At 67.2% G+C, this 18281-nt stretch carries 18 protein-coding genes; 4 read left to right on the top strand and 14 right to left on the bottom strand.

Annotation, left to right across the window (positions count from 1 at the left end; genetic code table 11):
• Window positions 1-2: 2 nt before the first annotated feature.
• The 3 genes from BW733_RS10720 to BW733_RS10710 all read right to left on the bottom strand — a co-directional run bounded on the left by BW733_RS10720 (window position 3) and on the right by BW733_RS10710 (window position 2328).
• On the bottom strand, window positions 3-1391 hold the full coding sequence (locus BW733_RS10720) for a serpin family protein (protein WP_077350382.1): 1389 nt from the start codon (window positions 1389-1391) through the stop codon (window positions 3-5).
• A gap of 3 nt (window positions 1392-1394) precedes the next feature.
• Window positions 1395-1871, bottom strand: coding sequence for a SigE family RNA polymerase sigma factor (locus tag BW733_RS10715; protein WP_077350380.1), 477 nt, complete (start codon window positions 1869-1871; stop codon window positions 1395-1397).
• 61 nt (window positions 1872-1932) lie between these two features.
• Entirely contained in the window at window positions 1933-2328 is a 396-nt protein-coding gene (locus BW733_RS10710) for a SigE family RNA polymerase sigma factor (protein ID WP_077350378.1), read from the bottom strand.
• Between the two features lie 156 nt (window positions 2329-2484).
• Here BW733_RS10710 and lplAB point away from each other — a divergent pair, with 156 nt between their 5' ends.
• The gene (gene lplAB, locus BW733_RS10705) at window positions 2485-3534 is read left to right on the top strand and encodes a lipoate-protein ligase LplAB (RefSeq protein WP_077350376.1); all 1050 of its coding nucleotides are present in this window, start codon (window positions 2485-2487) and stop codon (window positions 3532-3534) included.
• 62 nt (window positions 3535-3596) lie between these two features.
• Here the strand turns inward: lplAB and BW733_RS18280 are convergent, their stop codons facing one another.
• From BW733_RS18280 to BW733_RS10680, 6 genes are all read right to left on the bottom strand, one after another.
• On the bottom strand, window positions 3597-3767 hold the full coding sequence (locus BW733_RS18280; protein ID WP_161490208.1) for a hypothetical protein: 171 nt from the start codon (window positions 3765-3767) through the stop codon (window positions 3597-3599).
• A gap of 62 nt (window positions 3768-3829) precedes the next feature.
• The gene (locus BW733_RS10700) at window positions 3830-4870 is read right to left on the bottom strand and encodes a hypothetical protein (protein ID WP_077350374.1); all 1041 of its coding nucleotides are present in this window, start codon (window positions 4868-4870) and stop codon (window positions 3830-3832) included.
• Complete coding sequence (locus BW733_RS10695; RefSeq protein WP_077350372.1) at window positions 4867-5382, bottom strand: SigE family RNA polymerase sigma factor; 516 nt, start codon at window positions 5380-5382, stop codon at window positions 4867-4869. Before BW733_RS10695 ends, BW733_RS10700 begins: the two co-directional genes overlap by 4 nt.
• A 244-nt stretch (window positions 5383-5626) precedes the next feature.
• The gene (locus tag BW733_RS19010) at window positions 5627-6007 is read right to left on the bottom strand and encodes a type 1 periplasmic-binding domain-containing protein (RefSeq protein WP_202970177.1); all 381 of its coding nucleotides are present in this window, start codon (window positions 6005-6007) and stop codon (window positions 5627-5629) included.
• Between the two features lie 74 nt (window positions 6008-6081).
• Window positions 6082-6714, bottom strand: coding sequence for an ATP-binding cassette domain-containing protein (locus BW733_RS10685; RefSeq protein WP_237268165.1), 633 nt, complete (start codon window positions 6712-6714; stop codon window positions 6082-6084).
• Between the two features lie 106 nt (window positions 6715-6820).
• Window positions 6821-7978 (bottom strand): ROK family transcriptional regulator, encoded by a 1158-nt coding sequence (locus BW733_RS10680; RefSeq protein ID WP_077350368.1) that lies wholly within the window; start codon window positions 7976-7978, stop codon window positions 6821-6823.
• A gap of 304 nt (window positions 7979-8282) precedes the next feature.
• Between BW733_RS10680 and BW733_RS10675 the strand changes: the two genes are divergently transcribed.
• The 3 genes from BW733_RS10675 (at window position 8283) to BW733_RS10665 (ending at window position 12272) form a co-directional block, all read left to right on the top strand.
• A complete protein-coding gene (locus tag BW733_RS10675; protein ID WP_237268164.1) occupies window positions 8283-9803 on the top strand; it encodes an ATP-binding cassette domain-containing protein in 1521 nt (506 codons plus the stop codon).
• A gap of 37 nt (window positions 9804-9840) precedes the next feature.
• On the top strand, window positions 9841-11079 hold the full coding sequence (locus tag BW733_RS10670; RefSeq protein WP_077350364.1) for a sugar ABC transporter permease: 1239 nt from the start codon (window positions 9841-9843) through the stop codon (window positions 11077-11079).
• Window positions 11080-11150: 71 nt separating this feature from the next.
• Window positions 11151-12272 carry a substrate-binding domain-containing protein gene (locus BW733_RS10665; protein WP_077350362.1) on the top strand — a complete coding sequence of 374 codons (1122 nt, stop codon included), beginning with the start codon at window positions 11151-11153 and terminating at the stop codon, window positions 12270-12272.
• A gap of 64 nt (window positions 12273-12336) precedes the next feature.
• Here BW733_RS10665 and BW733_RS10660 read toward each other — a convergent pair whose 3' ends face one another.
• From BW733_RS10660 to BW733_RS10640, 5 genes are all read right to left on the bottom strand, one after another.
• A complete protein-coding gene (locus BW733_RS10660; RefSeq protein ID WP_077350360.1) occupies window positions 12337-12774 on the bottom strand; it encodes an RbsD/FucU family protein in 438 nt (145 codons plus the stop codon).
• 11 nt (window positions 12775-12785) lie between these two features.
• A complete protein-coding gene (locus BW733_RS10655) occupies window positions 12786-13775 on the bottom strand; it encodes a LacI family DNA-binding transcriptional regulator (protein WP_077350358.1) in 990 nt (329 codons plus the stop codon).
• Entirely contained in the window at window positions 13772-15184 is a 1413-nt protein-coding gene (locus BW733_RS10650; protein ID WP_237268163.1) for a rhamnulokinase, read from the bottom strand. The genes BW733_RS10655 and BW733_RS10650 overlap by 4 nt, the downstream gene beginning before the upstream one ends.
• 47 nt (window positions 15185-15231) lie before the next feature.
• Window positions 15232-16995: an L-fucose isomerase gene (locus tag BW733_RS10645; RefSeq protein ID WP_077350356.1), complete on the bottom strand. Its 1764-nt coding sequence runs from the start codon at window positions 16993-16995 to the stop codon at window positions 15232-15234.
• Between the two features lie 157 nt (window positions 16996-17152).
• Window positions 17153-18220 carry an ABC transporter substrate-binding protein gene (locus BW733_RS10640; RefSeq protein WP_077350354.1) on the bottom strand — a complete coding sequence of 356 codons (1068 nt, stop codon included), beginning with the start codon at window positions 18218-18220 and terminating at the stop codon, window positions 17153-17155.
• Window positions 18221-18281: the final 61 nt, after the last annotated feature.

The following is an 18281-nucleotide window of genomic DNA, read 5'->3' as shown; positions in this document are numbered from 1 at the left end:
CCTCAGTTCGCTGCCGGGTCGGTGACGGAGGCGAGGAACAGCGGCCAGTCGGTCTCGGTGTCGGCGACCCGGAACACGTAGCCGCGGTCGACGACGACGCGGCGGTCGCTCTGCGCAAGTGCTTGTTCCACCGCGGCCTCGGTCACCGCCGCGCCGACGGTGCCCTTCGCCGAGACCTGCAGCACGGACTGCTGCACCCACTGCTCGATCGTCCCGTCGGGGATGATGCCGCTGAGGTCGGTGAGGTCGACCGTGGGAAGCGCCTCGATCAGGTCGCTCTTCGCTGCCAGGTCCAGCTCCGGCATAGTGACGTCGATCTCCTCCTCGGGGGCCGCGTCGAGCGCCCGATCCGCGGCGACGAGGTCGTCGGCGCTGAGTTCGGTCGGCGCCATGCCTTCGGCGGGCAGGATCACGTCGGCGGAGAGTCGAGCGTCGTAGGGCAGCCTGACGGCGGTCCACCGCTCCGACTCGGCGTAGCGGGCCGTGACGATGCCCTGGACCGCCTCGACGGTGCCTGCGTCGTCGAAGTCGAGCGGCAGGTCGTCGAACTCGAAGGGTGTCTGCCAGGCGGCCGCGAACAGCAGCGAGTCCTGGATGACGACCTTCGTATCCGGTGTCACCTCGATGCCCGACTTCTCGATCAGGCCCGCAGTGTGCTCGTTCACCCACGCGTCCAGCACGCCCTGCGCGGAGCCGCGGTCGGCGGCGACGAGCGGCACGTCGTAGACGCTCTCCAGCCGGGAGACGAACTCTGGAAGGGCATCGGTGTCGATGGTGACGAGCCGGTTCGCGAGATGGATCGCGGGCTGGGCCGGCGGCTCCTCGAGATCGATGTCTCCTGGCGCGGTGGCGTAGCCGGAAAGCGAACCGCGCAGCGCCGAGAACGCTGCCGCCCGCTCCTCGCCGGCGAGGCCGAGGGTCTCGTCGATGCTTGCGAGGGAGTCTCCGCGCGCGCCTTCGGCCAGCATGGCGAGCGAGAGCGACAGCGAGCTGGGCGAGACCACCCGGTTGGCGTCCTCACCCCGCAGGACGACGTCCCACCCGAGTCGCTGCGCGGCGAGCGCCGCGGCCTCAGCGGACGGGTTCGTCGCGGCGCTCGGGTCGGTCGCGGGGGCGGCGAGGGACGACGTGTCCTGGAGTTCTGACGCCGTCGTCGCGGCGGGTGCCGGCTCCTGGGCGGCGTTGTCGGCCACCATGGTGGGCCTCAGGATGGCAGGAAGGGCGATCCCGACGGCCAGCGCGGCCACGCCGAGGCCGCCGACGGTTCCCGCGAGGGCGCGGGTGCGGGCCCGCTTGCGCCGTGCCCCCGCGAGCAGGCCGTCGGGTACGGCGGGGTCGGGGGCAACGGCGCGCAGCGCCTCTGCGACGTCCCGGTCGTCTTCGTGGATCATGGCTCAAACCTCCTGCAGGAGCGCCGACTCGCGGAGAGCGGCGCAGCCACGGTGTGCGTACTTCTTGACGGTGCCCTCGCTGATGCCGAGTGCCTCGGCGACCTCCGCGACGGGACGGTCCTCGACGTAACGCATGGTCATCACCGCGCGTTGCATGCGCGGAAGGGTGGCGAGCGCCTTCATCACATCGAGCCGGAGCTCCACCGTCTGCTCCGCCTCTTTCACCTCTGGCAGATATGCGGACGGGGTTTCGGAGCGCCAGCTGCGGCGGCGCCACCACGAGATGTAGGTGCGGTACATCGTGGTGCGCAGGTACGCCTCGAACTTGTGGTCGTTGGCGAGCCTGGGATAGGCGCCGAGAGATTTCGCGAGCGCCGTCTGGAGAAGGTCCTCGGCATGATGGGCATCGCCCGTCAGCATCCACGCGGCGCGCAACAGGTCGCGTCCGCGGTCCGCGATGAACGATTCGATGTCTGCCATGCCTCACCTCCGACCACACGACGCACCGACCTGCAGGTCAGGTTGTCACGGAGGCTACATTTCACCTCAGCAGCGCGTCCAGCTCTGCCGCGAAGTCGGCCGACGGCTGCCAGAACAGCAGCGAATCCCCTTGCCTGAAGGCATAGCCGTCCTCGACGGAGCCGAGCACGAGGCGCGCCCCGGACGAGGTCTCCAGCACGATCCACTCCGGCCCGACGGCCTGCACGCTGCCCTTATCGGCATGCAGGAGCGCGGCGTCACCGATCTGGGTGGCCAGCGCGTCGCGCAGCTCGACCCGCTGCGAGCCGTCGCAGAAGCCCCCCGGGAGCTCCATCTGCGCGCTCTCCCCGACACACTCGTCCGGCCGCTCGTTTCGCCAACTGCGGCGACGCCACCAGGACACGAACGTCCGGTAGATCGTGGTGCGGACGTAGGCCTCGAACGCGTCCGTGCTCACGCTGGCATCCTGCCAGGCGACGGGCCGCTCAGGCAGGTGCCGCGCACCGTCAGCGCCGCTTCCATGATCCTCCTTCCTCCCCTATCAAGCCCGGGGCGCCCGGCATGGTCCACGCGGTGGGGCGGCCACTTCCAAGAGGCCGCTACGCTCTGAGGCATGCGAGGAGAGTTCAAGGTTCCAGGCGGCAAGCTGGTCGCGGTCGATGTCGAGACCCGGGACGGCACGATCATCGAGGCGTTCGTCTCGGGTGACTTCTTCCTGGAGCCCGATGAGGCGCTCGAGGTGATCAACGCGGCGCTCGTCGGCCAGCCGTCGACGGCGTCGGTCGCGGACCTGGCCGAGGCGATCCACGCCCGCCTCTCCCCCGAGGTGCGGATGATCGGCTTCACCCCGGAGTCGGTCGGCATCGCGGTGCGGCGGGCGTTGGGGCATACCACCGACTGGTCGGATCACACCTTCGATGTGATCGGCCCGGTGACGATGGACCCGCGTATGCACGTCGCGCTCGACGAGGTGATCGCGGGTGAGCTCGCGCGCGGCGAGGTCAACCCCAGCCTGCGGATCTGGGACTGGGACCAACCGCTCGTCGTGATCGGCTCGTTCCAGTCGTACCGCAACGAGATCGACGACGAGGGCCGTGAGAAGCACGGCATCAACGTCGTGCGCAGGATCACCGGCGGCGGTGCCATGTTCATGGAGCCCGGCAACTGCATCACGTATTCGCTCGTGGTCCCCGTATCACTCGTGGAGGGCCTCAGCTTCGAGCGCAGCTACGAGTTCCTGGACCAGTGGGTGATGGGCGCGCTGGCGAAGGTGGGCATCAACGCCCGCTACGTCCCCCTCAACGACATCGCCTCCGACAAGGGCAAGATCGCGGGCGCGGCTCAGCGCCGTGTCACGGGAGGCGTAGTCGTCCACCACGTGACCATGGCCTACGACATCGACGCAGACAAGATGCTCGAGGTGCTGCGGATCGGGCGCGAGAAGCTCTCCGACAAGGGAACCAAGTCGGCCAACAAGCGCGTCGACCCGCTCCGCTCCCAGACGCAGCTCCCCCGGGACGAGATCATCGCCACGTTCCTGGAGCATTTCACCTCGATGTACGAGACCGCCCGGCGCGACTACACCCCGCAGGAACTGGAAGCGGCGGAGAAGCTGGTCGAGACGAAGTTCTCCTCGGAGGCCTGGACGAAGCGCATCCCGTGAGCAGACACGACCGTGGCCCCGTCTCTCGACGGGGCCACGGTCGTTTTCGCGGGCGCGCGGGGTCAGGGAAAGGGGATCCCCTGGCTCGCGGAGGCGGCGGCGCAATGGTCGCGCGTGCTGGTCGGTCCCCCAAGGCCCCACCAGGTGAGCGCCCAGAGCCCGACGATCAGGAGCACGCCGACGAGCACGATCCGCAGGACGCGACGCGTGGCGCGGTGCTTCTGGGTCGTCATCGGCACAACCTCCTACCCTCTCGACGCTCTGAGTCACCGATCTGGTTGCATCGACCTCGAGATCAGTCCAGCCCGATCGCCTTCGCCAGCTCGGGGCTGGGCTCCCACGCCGTGTCGTTGCCCTTGCCGTCTTTGAACGTGTAGCGGCCGTCGGTGAGTTCGGTGAGGGTGAAGATCCCCCCGAAGCGGTCGACCAGCTCGATCCGGCGCTCCGGCGTGCGGAACTCCCACGTGTCGCCGACCTCGGTGACATCCTGCTCGACGGAGTCGACGATCTGCCGAGCCAACTCCTCGTCGGCGCCGAGACCGGCGGTGTCCCACGCCTCCCCGTTGCGGGTGCAGACCTGGGCCGCGACCAGCTGGGTGAGATCGACCGGAATGATCGGCTGCCTCGCCTCGGCGCAGGCGGTCATCGTGTCGTTGATGAAGTCGCTCGACGCGCGCTGTTTCGTCCAGAGCCCCTTGACCGTGTCGAGGAACTCCTGTCCGCCCTCGCGCTGCGTCGCCCCGTCGCTGGTGGTGCGGCAGCCGTGCAGTTCACCTGTGACCGGGATGATGGTGGAGTCGGGGTACTCGAACACGACCGTGTAGGTCATCGTGTACTCCATGGTGCACGCCCTGTCCTGCGGAGCCTCCGGCTGGCTGAGGAAGGCCCTCACCGCGTCGTCGACCCCCTCGGTCAGCGGGTCGAGAGGGCCCTGGTAGACGCCGTCTCCGCAGAGCCACGCCGTGGTCGCGCCCTCCCTTACCGGCTGCGGCGACGCCTCGGCGAGCCGCTTGGCCATCTCGTCGGCCCCCGACTGGCAGATGGATGCACCCATCGGCGGGTCGACCGGATCCGACGGATCGGGGCCGGCGCTCTCTTCGAGGTCACTGGGCGCGACGCTCGGTGGCTGAGTGGCCGGCGAGGCGACGGGCGTGCCGCCGGAACGGTTCACAAGGGTCACGCCCACCGGGACCGCGAGGCCGACCGCGAGTACGCCGGCGGCGACGCCGGTCAGCACGCGGTTGCGGCGATGCCTCGAGCGGACCTCCTCCGCCCAGCCATTCGTGGTGGGGTCGGCGGTGTCGTTGTCGTGGAACAGGTCATGGATGTCGCTCATGATGCCTCCTCGGTCAGATGCGTTGAGCGGCGCAGGTTCGCGCAGCCACGGGAGGAGTGCGTCTTGACCGAGCCCTCCGAGATGCCGAGCAGTCCGGCCACCTCGGCCACCGCGCGGTCCTCGTAGAAGCGAAGCACCAGCACGGCGCGCTGCATCTTCGGCAGCTCCGACAGGGCGCGCGCCAGATCGATCCTGGCCGGGGTCAGCGTCGGGTCGACGGCGACCTCCGGCACGTCGTGGCTCGGCAGCTCACCGTTCCACCTGCGCCGCCACCACTTCACGTAGGTGCGGTACATGGTGGTGCGCACGTAGGCCTCGAACTGCTCGTCGTCACCGAGCGCCTCGTAGCGTCCGTACGCCTTGGTCAGAGCGGTCTGGACCAGGTCCTCCGCCTTGTGCCGGTCGCCGGTGAGATACCACGCGGCGCGCCACAGTCGGCCTCCGCGGCTCGTCACGAAGCTGTCGAAACCGGTCTGCACCGGTGCGGCCTCGGTCGTCGGGCTCTGGGTCATGTCGCCTCCTCACCCTGTCCAAATGCCCTGGCCCCGCCACGCGTTGACGCGCACGTCCTGAAACCTGGGCTCACCGCTCCAGCAGGGCCTCCGCCTCCTCGAGGTCGGTGACAAGGACGTTGATCCAGCCGCCGGCGGAGTTGGTCGCCGGAGTTCCCGAAGGATGCGCCGCCGAAGGATGCGCCTGTGTTCACGCGGCTGGAGGTGGGACGCACGGGGACCTCCTCATTCGATGAAGCAGAACTTACAAGACGTGACACGACCGAAACGATCCCACCTGTGCCCACCCACAAAAAGGAGGGACGGCGCCGCGTGGTCCACGGCACCGTCCCTCCCCCGCGGTCAGCCTTCGATCGCGAAGACCGTGTACTTGTCCGCGTTCGAGGCGAGAGTTGTTCGCGACGATCTGCGACCTGGCGATGCCGGTCTCGTTCATCTCACGGTCAATCAGGAACACGGGGATACCCACGTCGACGGCCTTCTTCGCGGCCCCGACAGTGACGTCGGCCCCAGCGTTGTCGAGGACGATCGCCACGGCGCCGTTGGCGATCGCCGAGTCGATCCGCTCCGACTGCTTGTTGGGGTCATCGTCGTGGGAGTCGGCCTGCGCGCCGTTCGGATGCACTCATCGGCGCCGAAGGTACCCGCGTTTCACCCTTACCCAGGTAACAAGCGGCCTTCTTTGTAGGCCGGCTCACGTCACGGGCGCGAGTGAGTCGCGCCCGTGATGGCGGCCAGGATCTCCTCATAGGTGGCGGTGGCGGCGGGGAAGGAACCGTTATTGCGACCGTGCCTCAGTACCTCGACCCGGTCGGCGACCGCACGCACATCGGTCAGGTTGTGGCTGATCAGGATCACACCGAGCCCACGATCCTTCAGATCTTCGATGTAACCAAGCACCTCGGCGGTCTGGCTCACCGACAGCGAGGCGGTCGGTTCGTCCAGCACCACGAGCCTCGGCTGCGCCACGAGGGTGCGGGCAATGGCGACGCACTGGCGTTGCCCTGCCGACAGTTCCCCGAGCGGCTGGTAGAGATCGGCGATGCGCGTGTTGAGGCGCCCGAGGTATTGCCTGGCCAGGTCGTCCATCCGGCCGCGATCGAGAAGCCCTCCCTTGATCAGCTCGCGGCCAAGGAAGATATTGGTGGTCACGTCGAGCTTCTCGATGAGGGCAAACTCCTGGAACACGGTCGCGACCCCCAACCCGATAGCGGCCTGAGCCGTCGGAATCGACACGGCTGCGCCATCAAACTCGATGGCACCCACATCGGGCTGCAGCACCCCTGCGATGAGGCGGGCGAGGGTGCTCTTACCTGCGGCGTTGTCGCCCACAAGCGCGACGACCTCACCCCGACCGACGCTCAGGTCGACGTCATCGACAGCCCGAACCCCTCCAAAGTACTTCCCGATTCCGCGGACCCGCAGCAGGGGAACTCGATCACTGACCATCCTGCTCATCCCTTCTGCTCACCCACGGACCAGACTGGTCACCGGCGACGGCGAGTGCGCCGCGGACCTCTGCGTCCGCCACCTCGCCATGAATCAGACAATCTACGGGCACCAACGGTCGGGTTCTCAGCACCTGCTCTACCGTCTCCAAGAACAACCCACCCGCCGTCAACGGGCCAGACAGGCACACCCGTTGAGGCGCCAACAGCGTCGCCGCGTCCGCGATCCTCGCGCCCACCTCGGTCGCCGCATGGGCAACTACCTGACGACAGCCAAGGTCGCCGTCGTTGGCCCGCTGGACGATCGCCGAAAGCGACAATGGGCCGTGCGAGACCCGCACGAGGTCGGCCAACGCCTCCTGAGACACAACGGTGTTGAGGCACCCGCGGGCACCGCAGCGACAGATTCGGCCATTGGGATCGGCCACCATGTGACCCATCGCACCAGCCCAACCGCCTACGCTCTGCGCGAGTCTGCCATCGATCACCAGGGCCGCCTCGGTCACCGAGGATGCACGCACCACGAGTGCCGACCCGACACCTCGCAACGCGCCGAACCTGGCCTCAGCCACCGCGACCGCCTCGGCCTCCCGGACCAGGACCACCTCCCGCCCGAGCCGCTTGCCCAGCACCTCCGCCGGATCAATCTGATCCCAGCCGGTCAAGGCGTCGAGCCCGCCTGGGCCCCCGGGAATGGCGAGGCCGACCGTTCCAACCTCATTGAGCGAAGCCCCCACCTGATCGGTGAGCTCAGCGAGCAACATGGCGACGCGATCGAGCGTGGTGTCGTAGCGGTGTTCGACCGGCAGCGGGAAGCGTTGCTGAGCCGTCACGCTCCATGACGCGTCCGCGATCAGGACCTCCATGCGGCGACGCCCGATGTGGACGCCGACAGACAAGTCCGAGGACCGCACGAGCGACACTGCCTGAGCCCGCCGACCCGAACGCACCGTCGCGCTCGTCTGCACGATGCCCGCCGCTTGGAGATTCTTGACGAGATTCGAAACGGTGGCCTGGGACAGCCCCGTCAGCGCAGCCAATTCGACCTGGGTGACCTGGCCGTAGTGCCGGACAGCCTCGACGAGGCTAGCACTATTGGCTTCACGCAGCGACGACTGCGAACCCCTAGCGCCTGGCACCTCGATCACGCCCCAAAGCTACCCCACGCGCGTGATACAGCGGGTGAATGCGCCTGCGCCAGGGACCACTCCCTTCACCAAAGAAACACAAGAGCACCCCTGAGCCGCAGCTACGACCTCCACGGCCAAAGTTCAGACCGAACGCCACCTCGAGAAACGTCACAGTTCGATAACACTTGGCTTTACTAGTTGACGCCAAGCAAAGTGGGATACTAACTTTGCCTTTACTAGTTGAAGCCATGGGGCCGAGGTCGATCCCAGGCAGGTCACAGAGGACTGGAGCGCAATGACGAACGGTCATGTGTTACTCGAAATGGTGAGCATCACCAAGGAGTTCCCAGGCGTGCGAGCGCTGGACGACGTCACCATGCAGGTGCGGCGCGGAGACATCCACGCGATCTGCGGGGAAAACGGCGCAGGCAAGAGCACCCTCATGAAGGTGCTCTCGGGGGTCTACCAGCACGGTACCTACGACGGCCACATCCTCTTCGAGGGTAGGGAGATGAAATTCTCCTCCATCCGGGACTCCGAGGAGCAGGGAATCGTCATCATCCACCAGGAGTTGGCGCTGATCCCCGAGCTGTCCGTGACGGAGAACATCTACCTCGGCTCCGAGGTAGTGCGGGGCCTGCTCATCGACTGGAACACGGCACGAATCCAGGCCATGGAACTGCTCGCCCGAGTCGGCCTGGAGATCGACCCCGACACGCCCGTGAAGAACCTCGGCGTCGGGCAGCAGCAACTCGTCGAGATCGCAAAGGCTCTGTCCAAGAACGTGCGCCTCCTCATCCTCGACGAGCCGACCTCGGCCCTCAACGAGGACGACTCGGAGAACCTGCTCGAGCTCATGCGCGGGCTGAAGGCCAAGGGCATCACGTGCATCATGATCTCCCACAAGCTCAACGAGATCGCCGCCGTCTCCGACGCGGTGACGGTGATCCGTGACGGCAAGACGGTCGACACCTACGACGTCACCGCCGGCCAGGTCGACGAGGACCGCATCATCAAGGCCATGGTCGGGCGCTCCATCGAGAACCGTTACCCAGAGCATGAGCCGCACATCGGTGAGACGCTCTTCGAGGTCTCTGGTTGGAACGTCGAACACCCGAACATCCCAGGCAAGCTGGCCAGCTGCGACGCCTCCTTCACGGTGCGCCGCGGCGAGGTGGTCGGCTTCGCCGGGCTGATGGGGGCCGGCCGCACCGAACTGATGCGTTCCCTCTTCGGGCGTTCGTATGGCACCTACCTCTCCGGCCGGATGTGGCTCGACGGCAGAGAGATCAACCCAACCTCCGTCGCCGAAGCCATCGGCGACGGCCTTGCCTACGTGACCGAAGACCGCAAGACGCTCGGGCTGAACCTCCTGGACTCCATCAAGTCGACCATCGTCTCAGCCAACCTCAAAGACATCGTCTCGCACGGGCTGCTGCAGCTCGACAAGGAGGCGCACGTCGCCGAGCGCTATCGCACCGACTTGAGGATCAAGACGTCCAGCGTCGATGTGGGCGTGGCCACACTCTCGGGGGGCAACCAGCAGAAGGTCGTCTTGGCGAAGTGGATGTACACCGAACCGCAGGTGCTGATCCTCGATGAGCCCACCCGTGGCATCGACGTCGGCGCGAAGTACGAGATCTACAAGCTGATCCACGCTATCGCCGACCAGGGCAAGGCTGTCATCGTGATCTCGTCCGAGTTGCCCGAACTGCTCGGCATCACCGACCGCATCTACACAATCCGCGAAGGGAAGATCACCGGCGAGCTCGCCTCGCGTGACGCCGACCAGGAAACCCTGATGCGCCGCATGACCACCACCTCGACCGTGCCAGCGGACTAGGCACTGTCCTGAGCCTGAAACACAAGGGATAACAACCATGAAATACCTCAAGCAGGTGTTCGGAGGCAATCTCCAGCAGTACACCATGGCGCTAGCGCTGATCGCGCTCATCGTCGTGTTCAACGTCATTTCCGGCGGGCGGATGCTCACCCCCTCCAACTTCCAGAACCTGATCTCCGGCAATGCCTACGTGCTCGTCCTGGCGATCGGCATGGTGATGGTGATCGTCGTGGGCCACATCGATCTGTCGGTCGGCTCCGTGTCGGCCTTCGTCGGAATGTGCGTCGCGCTCAGCATCCGCGACCTCGGCTTCCCCTGGTGGCTGGGCCTACTGCTCGGCCTCGTCGTCGGCATCGTCGTCGGCGCGTGGCACGGATTCTGGCTCTCCAAGATGGGCATCCCAGGGTTCATCACGACGCTGGCCGGGATGATGATCTTCCGTGGCCTCGTGATCTGGATCTCGAAGTCCATCTCCGTCCCGGTCCCCTCCGAGTTCACCGTCTTCGGCGCCGGCTACCTGCCCGAGTGGGGCCCAGACACGGGGCTGAACAACTCGACCCTGCTGCTGGGCCTCGTGGCCATCGCTTGGTTCGTTGTACATGAGCTGCGGCGTCGGCGCGCCCTGCTCGCCCGCAAGCACGAGGCACCGCTGTGGGCCTCCATTGCCCGCATCGTCCTCGTGTCCGTCATCATCGGCTACGCCACCTACCTGTTCGGCAGCGGCCGTCCTGGCACGTCGTTCCCGATTCCCGGGCTCATCCTCGTCGGTCTCGTGATCATCTACCACATCCTCACGCAGCGCACCCGCTTTGGACGCCACATCTACGCCGTCGGCGGGAACAAGGCCGCCGCTGCACTCTCCGGGGTCAGCGTCCCAAAGGTCTACTTCTTCGTGATGATGAACATGTCCTTCCTTGCCGCGGTCGCGGGCATCCTGTTCATCGGCCGATCCACCGCGGCCGGCCCGACCGACGGCACCGCCTGGGAACTCGACGCCATCGCGGCCGTGTTCATCGGTGGCGCGGCCGTCTCAGGCGGCATCGGTACCGTCACCGGGTCCATGATCGGCGGCCTCGTGATGGCCGTCCTGAACAGCGGCCTGATGCTGATGGGTGTCGGCGCCGACCAGACCCAGGTCATCAAGGGACTCGTCCTGCTGGCCGCCGTCGCCTTCGATGTACGCAACAAGGTCGCAGGCAAGCCCTCCATCATCGGCACCATGACGCGTCGGTTCAGCAAGGACAAGGCCGAACCGCTCCCCCTCAAGACCGACTGACCCCTCAGTCACACCCCAGACCCCATCTGGAAACAGCCTCCGATCCCCTCGTAGGCATGAAAGGAAACACGATGAAGTTCAAGGCAGCACCACTCGTGGCATCGATGATCGTGGCCGCTCTCAGCCTGACCGCCTGCGGCGGCGGTCGTGAGGGCACCACGTCAACCGACCCGAGCTCCTCAGGCAGCTCCTCAACCGCGGCCGGAGGATTCGCCGCCGATGCGACCATCGGCGTGGCCCTCCCCTGGCTCGGCACCCAGAACTGGAAGGAAGCCCAGACGCTGTTCGACAGCCAGCTCACGGAGGCCGGCTTCACGCCCCTCATCCAGGCGGCTGACAACAAGGTGCCTCAGCAGCAACAGCAGATCGAGGCCATGATCGAGCAGGGTGCCGAGGCGATCGTCGTCGGCCCCGTCGACGGCACCCAGCTCGGGTCCGTCCTCGAGACGGCCAAGTCCTCTGGTGTGCTCGTGCTCGGCTACGACCGACTCATCGAGAACACCGACGCCGTCGACGGCGTCATCCAGTTCGGCAACATCCGCACCGGTGAGCTGCAGGGACAGGCTCTGCTGGACGGCCTCGCAGCCGAGAAGGGCTCCGGCCCCTACAACATCGAGCTGTTCGCGGGCAGCCCCGCAGACCCGAACGCCCCGAAGTTCTTCGAGGGCGCAATGAAGGTCCTTCAGCCGAAGATCGACGACGGCACGCTCGTGGTCGTCTCTGGCCAGCTGGACTTCACCCAGGCCGCGACGCAGGATTGGGACAACTCCAAGGCCCAGGCCCGCATGGACTCCCTCCTGTCGGGCTTCTACTCCGACAAGAAGATCGACGGCGTGCTTGCCCCCAACGACGGCATCGCCCGCGCGATCATCACCTCTGCCGAGCAGGCCGGCCAGGAGATCCCCGTGACCTCAGGCCTGGACGCCGAGAACGAGACAATCGCCTGGATCGCCTCCGGCAAGCAGTACTCCACCGTCGCAAAGCCCACGGAGGATCTGGTCGGTAAGACCGTGGAACTGATCAAGGCAGCCCAGAAGGGTGAGGCCCTGCCCGAGGGCGACGCCACCGAGAACAACGGCAAGGTCGATGTCCCGATCTACCAGCTCGATCCCGTCGTCGTGACCAAGGCGAACCTCAAGGAGGTCTTCGCCAACGATCCGGAGCGGATGAAGCTGATCGAAGAGAACAGCTGATCTCCGAACAACGGGAGGGGCGCCAAGCGAGGCGCCCCTCCCGTTGTGTGCGTCGTGATGGGAATCAGGTGGTGCGCACGCCGAGCGTCAGCATGACGTTGGCGTACAGGCGCTGGTCGGCCGACTGGATGAACACGGTCACGTCAGGGCGCTTTGCCACCTCATAGAACTCCCACCGCTTGATCTCTGTGAACGGCACGCCATTCATGGTCTCGCGGTACTCGTCGTGAGCGGGAATGGTCTCAGGGCGCTCCACGCCGACGGCGTCGTCGGCCGGGACCATGATGCAGACCTCCTCGACTGGGATCGTCTCCTTCACCACGTCGAGGATTTGGCTCACCGTGAGCAGGCCGGGGGCGAGGTTGAGGTAGATCCGCTCGGCAGACGGGTTGACCCCGTTCATGGACGGGTAGTTCCCGTCGCCGATGAGGACCCTACCCCCGTGACCAGCCCTGCCGAGGGCGCCGAGCAGTTGTGGGTGGAGCATGGGGCCGTAGAGCACGGTTGTTCCTTTCAGGTGGATTCTCTGACGATGAGGCTCGGGGCGACGACGGCGGTCGTTGCCTTCTCCCCCGCGAGCATCAGCTTCAAGGCGTCGACGGCGAGCTCGCCGACCCGGGTGAAGTCCTGTCGGACGGTGGTCAGCGCCGGGAACAGGGCATCGGCTCCGGCCATGTCGTCGAAGCCGACGACGCGGACCTGGCCAGGGATGGACACCCCACGGCGCTGCAGCGCGCCCAGGCAGCCGAGTGCCAGCTGGTCGTTGGCGGCGAACACGCCGTCGAAGTCGCCGTCCGGCAGCGCGCTCATCAGTTCGGTCGCGGCGGAGGCATCCCAGGACCTGGCGTGGAGCACGCGCTCGGTGAGCCCGGCCTCCGCGCACACCTCGCGGTATCCCTCGAGACGCAGGTAGGCGTCCATCCAGTCGAGCGGTCCCGCGATGTGCACGATGTCGCGGGACCCGCGTTCGATGAGGTGGCGCACGGCCTGTCGCGCACCCTCCTTGTGGTCCATCGCGACGCCCACGGAGGTGCCGGGCAGCTCGTGCACGCGCCCGACGATGACCGTCGGCACCGTCGAAGCGATCTCGTCGACCCAGGAAGGTGGCTCGGCACGGCCGCCGAGGATGATGATGCCGTCGGCGCTGAGCGGCACGAGGTGCCGCGGATCGGGGGTGTCGGTCAGGCCGAAGGGCACGACCGTGGTGGAGATGTGCAGGTCGAGCGCTGCCAACTGCTGGCAGATCGCGACGAAGGTGGCCGCGTGGCCGTGGAAGAGCGGGACCGCGTCGATCACGTGGACGGCGCCGGTGCGGTGCGCCGAGAGCGAGCGTGCCGCGAGGTTCGGCTGGTAGTTCAGCCGCTGGATGGCCTCCATCACGCGTTGTTTCGTCGTCTCGGCGACGACGTCGACCCCGCGCACGACGCGCGAGACGGTCTGGATGCTGACCCCGGAGGCCTCCGCGATGTCGCGCAGGTTCGCGCGGCGCAGGTTCGGCTTCACGACGCGGGCCTGTACTCGACGGTGTGCGCCGTGGCGCCGATCACGTCGTTGCGCTCTGCCGGGTCGAGGTGGCCCGTGATCTCGAGCTGGGCGAGCACCGAGCCGAGCGCGGACGCCTCGTTGGGGCCGGCGATCACCGGGATGCCGAGCGCATCGGCGGTGAGTTGGCACAGCAGGGCGTTGCGCGACCCGCCTCCCATGAGGTTCAGCTGCGTGGCTGGCGCGCCCGTGAGCGCCGTGAGGTCTTCGATGCCGCGCTTGTAGCGGGCGGCGAGGGATTCGAGCACGAGACGGACGATATCGCCCTGCGAGAGCGCTGCCGCATCGACGCCCTCGGCCGCGACGGCATCCCTGACCCGGTCGACCATGCCCTCCGGCAGCGCGAACTGCGGCTCGTCGGGGTTGAAGGTGACGCCGAGCGACGGCGCCGCTTCGGCCATGCGGATCAGTTCGACGATGTCGTGGCTCTGGCCTGCCTCGCGCCACTGGCGCTGGCACTCCTGCAGGATCCACAGGCCGGTGATGTTGAACAGGGGCCGCAGACCCGAATCGCCCCGAGCCTCGTTGGTCAGCCCCAGCTCATAGGCCGCGCGGCTGAGCAGCGGCTCGTCGCGCAGCACCCCGAGCACCGACCAGGAGCCGCAGCTGAGGAAGTACGACTCCTGGGTCACGTCACGCTGGAGGGCGTGGACGGCGCAGGCCGTGTCGTGGGCGCCTGCACGCACCACCGTCAGGTGTTCGAGGCCCTCGACGGTGCACGGCCCGACGACGCTGTGCTCGGGCGAGACGTCACCGAACCAGTCGCGTGGGATGCCGAGCGCCTCGAAGACCTCGTCGTTGAACTCGTTGGCCCCGGGCGCACACAGCCCGGATGAGGAGGCGTGCGAACGGGACCAGCCGACCTGGCCGGAGAGCAGGTAGGTGAAGTAGTCAGGAAGCAGGAGCACGTGCGCGGTGTCGGCCGCGGCGCCCGGCTCCTCATGCAGGTAGGCGAACAGCTGGTTCGCGGTGTTGATCGTGGCGGGCGCGATGCCTGTGGCGGCCCAGGCGGCCTCGTCGCTGAGGCGCGAGCGGAAGGCGGTGTGGGTGCGGATGGTGCGCTCGTCGCGGTAGGCGCGTCCGGGCACGACCGGCTTGAAGTCGTCGTCGAGGCAGACGGAGTCAACGCCCCACGTGTCGACCGAGACGCTCACCGCGTGCGGGAAGCGGGAGAAGGCCTCACGCAGGCCTGCCACGACCTCGCTCCAGATGAAGTCCAGGTCCCAGGTGAGGTAGCCGTCGACGAACCTGGCCTGGTGCGGGAAACGCCGCACCTCCACCTCGTCGATCCGGCCGTCGATCAGCGTTCCTGCGACGATCCGTCCGGAGGACGAGCCGAGGTCGACGGCCAACGCGGTCACGTGGTTCACGGGATGCTCCTGGGATGGTTCCTGGTCGGGAGGGTGCCGGTTGCGGGTCAGCTGTACAGCGGGCCGTAGGTCGCGCAGGCGCGGAAGTCCGCACCCTCGAGATCCTGCGTGCCGAACGCCGACCAGACCTTCGGGCGGAAGATCTGCTCAGCGGGGACGTTGTGCATGTTGACCGGGATGCGCAGCATCGAGGCGAGCGTGATCAGCTTGGCGCCGATGTGGCCGTAGGCGATCGCTCCGTGGTTGGCGCCCCACTGGTTCATCACCTCGTAGACGCTGGTGAAGGCGCCCTCGCCCGTGAGGTTCGGCACGAACCAGGTGGTGGGCCATGCGCGGTCGGTGCGGACCTCGATCGCCGTGGCCACCTCGTCTGGCAGCTCGACGGTGTAGCCCTCGGCGATCTGGAGCACCGGGCCGAGTCCGTCGACCAGGTTGATCCGCGACATCGTCACGGGCACCTCTCCAGCGGAGCGGAAGTGGGTCGAGAAGCCGCCGCCACGGAAGTAGCCGACGTTCGCGGGGTGGAACTCGGTCGCCTCGAGCATCGCCGAGACGTCCTCGTCGGTCAGCTCCCACCAGTGTTTGATCACGTTCTCGCCGTCCTTGACGGCCGCGAAGGTGCCGTCAAGGGTGGTCGAGCCCGAGTTGCGCAGGTCGATGACGCCTCCGGCGGCCCTGCCCTCCAGCTTGTGGCCGGTGACCCGCTCGACCGCGTCGGGGCTCCAGTAGGTGCGCACATCGGAGAAGAGCTGGGCCTGGTTGGTCAGCAGGTGGTTGAAGAGCATCGAGGCGCCGTTGAGCGCGTCGTTCTCGGTCGCCATGATGTAGGGCGCACGCGTGCCGTTCCAGTCGAACTGCGTGTTCAGGATGGTCTCCATCACGTCGCCGTTGGGCATGCCGTCGGTCCACTGACGCTGGCCCTGGAAGCCGGCCGCGATCGCTCCGTGACCGAGTGCCTCCTCGCCGAAGCCGAGCTCGTCGAGGCGGGGGTTGCCCACCATCAGGTCGCGGGCGATCAGCGTCATCTTGGTGCAGTACTCCCACCAGCCCTCGTACTGGTCGGGCATCTGCTGGTCGGCGTCGTTGAAGTCCTCGCCCTGCTTGAAGTTCTCCCGGATCCAGGCGTAGGCCTTGTCGTACTCCTCCGGGTCGAAGATGTTCTCGCGCACGCGACGGTCGAACTCCGACATGTCGATGTACTCGTTGCGCATGCCGAGGTACTTGCTCCAGAACTCGTCCTTGACGACCGAGCCGGCGATACCCATGGACACGCCGCCCATGGCCAGGTAGGAGCGGCCGCGCATCTGGGCGACGGCGAGGCCGGCGCTGGCGTAGTCGAGCAGTCGGGCCCGGACGGCGTCGGGGATGGTCTCGTCGTCGGCGTCCTGGACGTCCTCGCCGTAGATGCCGAACGCGGGGATGCCGAGCTGGGCGTGGCCCGCGAGCGCGGCTGCGAGGTAGACGGCGCCAGGACGCTCGGAGCCGTTGAAGCCCCAGATCGCGTGCGGCATGTTGCGGTCCATGTCGATGGTCTCGGTGCCGTAGCACCAGCAGGGGGTGACCGACAGCGTGAGACCGACGTTCTCGGCGCGGAACTTCGTCGCCGTCGCCTGGGCCTCCGCGACGCCACCGATGGTGGTGTCGGCGATGACCACCTGGACGGGGCTGCCGTCCGGGTAGCGAAGCTCAGCCTCGTACAGGGCCGCGACGCGCTTGGCCATGTTCATCGTCTGGTCTTCGAGGCTCTCACGAACACCCCGACGTCGACCGTCGATGATGGGACGGACGCCGATCTTGGGATAGTTGGTCACGAATCGCACCTTCTCTGCGGGTTTGCGTGGTTGGTTTTGCGGTGTCCGGCCAGTGGTCTCGGGCGCGGCGGGCCGGGCAGCCGCCGCGTCGGATGTCCCTGTTGTCGAGCGTAGGGATGGAAGAGGAGGGGTGGGCCCGAAGGCCCACCCACTCGCATCATTCGTACAGGTTCGCGGCGATCTCGGGATCGTCGATGTTGTTCTTGTCGTACCAGGCGAAGCCGGAGTCGGTGACCTTCGGCAGCTCCTGGCCGTCGATGGCCTTGATGGCCGACACGACGGTCTCGTAGCCCATCTTCACGGGAGCCTGGGTGATGGCGCCGGCCATCTGAGCGTTGCGGATCGCGTCGAGCTGGGTCTTGCCGGAGTCGAAACCGACGACCGTGATGCCTTCCTTGCCGGACTCGATGGCGCCCTGGACGGCGCCGGTGGCTGCGGCCTCGTTGGAGCCGTAGACGCCGACGATGTCGGGGTTGGCCTGGATCATGGCCTTGGCGGTGTTGGCTGCGAGGCCGACCTCTCCGGCGTACTGCGGGTCGAGGACCTTGACGTCGGGTGCGTTGTCCTTCATCCAGTCCTGGAAGCCCTCGCAGCGCTGCTTGCCGGTCTGCGACGTCTGGTCGTGGCAGACGAGGCCAACGGTGCCCTTGTTGCCGACGAGCTCGGCCATGTGCTTGGCCGCCTCCTCGGCTGCCGCGTAGTTGTCGGTCTGGACCGTGGTGAGCGGCAGGTCGGAGTCGACGCCCGAGTCGAAGGCGATCATCGGGATGTTGGCTGCCTCGATCTGCGAGAGAACGTCGGCGGCCGCGCCGGTGTCGAGGGCGGCGAACCCGATCGCGGCGGGCTTGGAGTCGAGCGCGGTCTTCAGCTGGTCGAGCTGCTGGGTGACCTTTGTCTCGTCGTCGGGGCCGACGAACTGGATCTTGTAGTTGTACTCCTTGCCTGCCTGCTCGGCGCCTTCCTTGACCGCCTGCCAGAAGCGGTGCTGGAAGCCCTTGGAGACGAGGTAGATCGTCTGGGTGCCGTCACCCTTGGGGACCTCGCCCGAGCCCTCGGCGGGAGCAGACTCGGAGGCGGCCGGGGACTCGGCGGGGGTGCTGGCCGCGGCCGACGTCGCGGCGTCGGTCGTCGGGGCGGGGGACGTGCCGGAGGTGGAGGTGGAGCAGGCGGTGAGGCCGAGCATGAGCACGGCGGACGCTGCGATGGTTGAGCGCAGGATGCGCATGGGCGGTTTCCTTTCGGTCGCAGGGGACGTCCTTTTGTCCCCTCACAACGGTGTTGGTCTA

It is taken from the genome of Tessaracoccus flavescens (assembly GCF_001998865.1).
In the GTDB taxonomy this organism is placed as follows: domain Bacteria; phylum Actinomycetota; class Actinomycetes; order Propionibacteriales; family Propionibacteriaceae; genus Arachnia; species Arachnia flavescens.
Note: the sequence above shows the minus strand (reverse complement) of the source record. Positions and strands in the feature narration are given on the sequence as shown.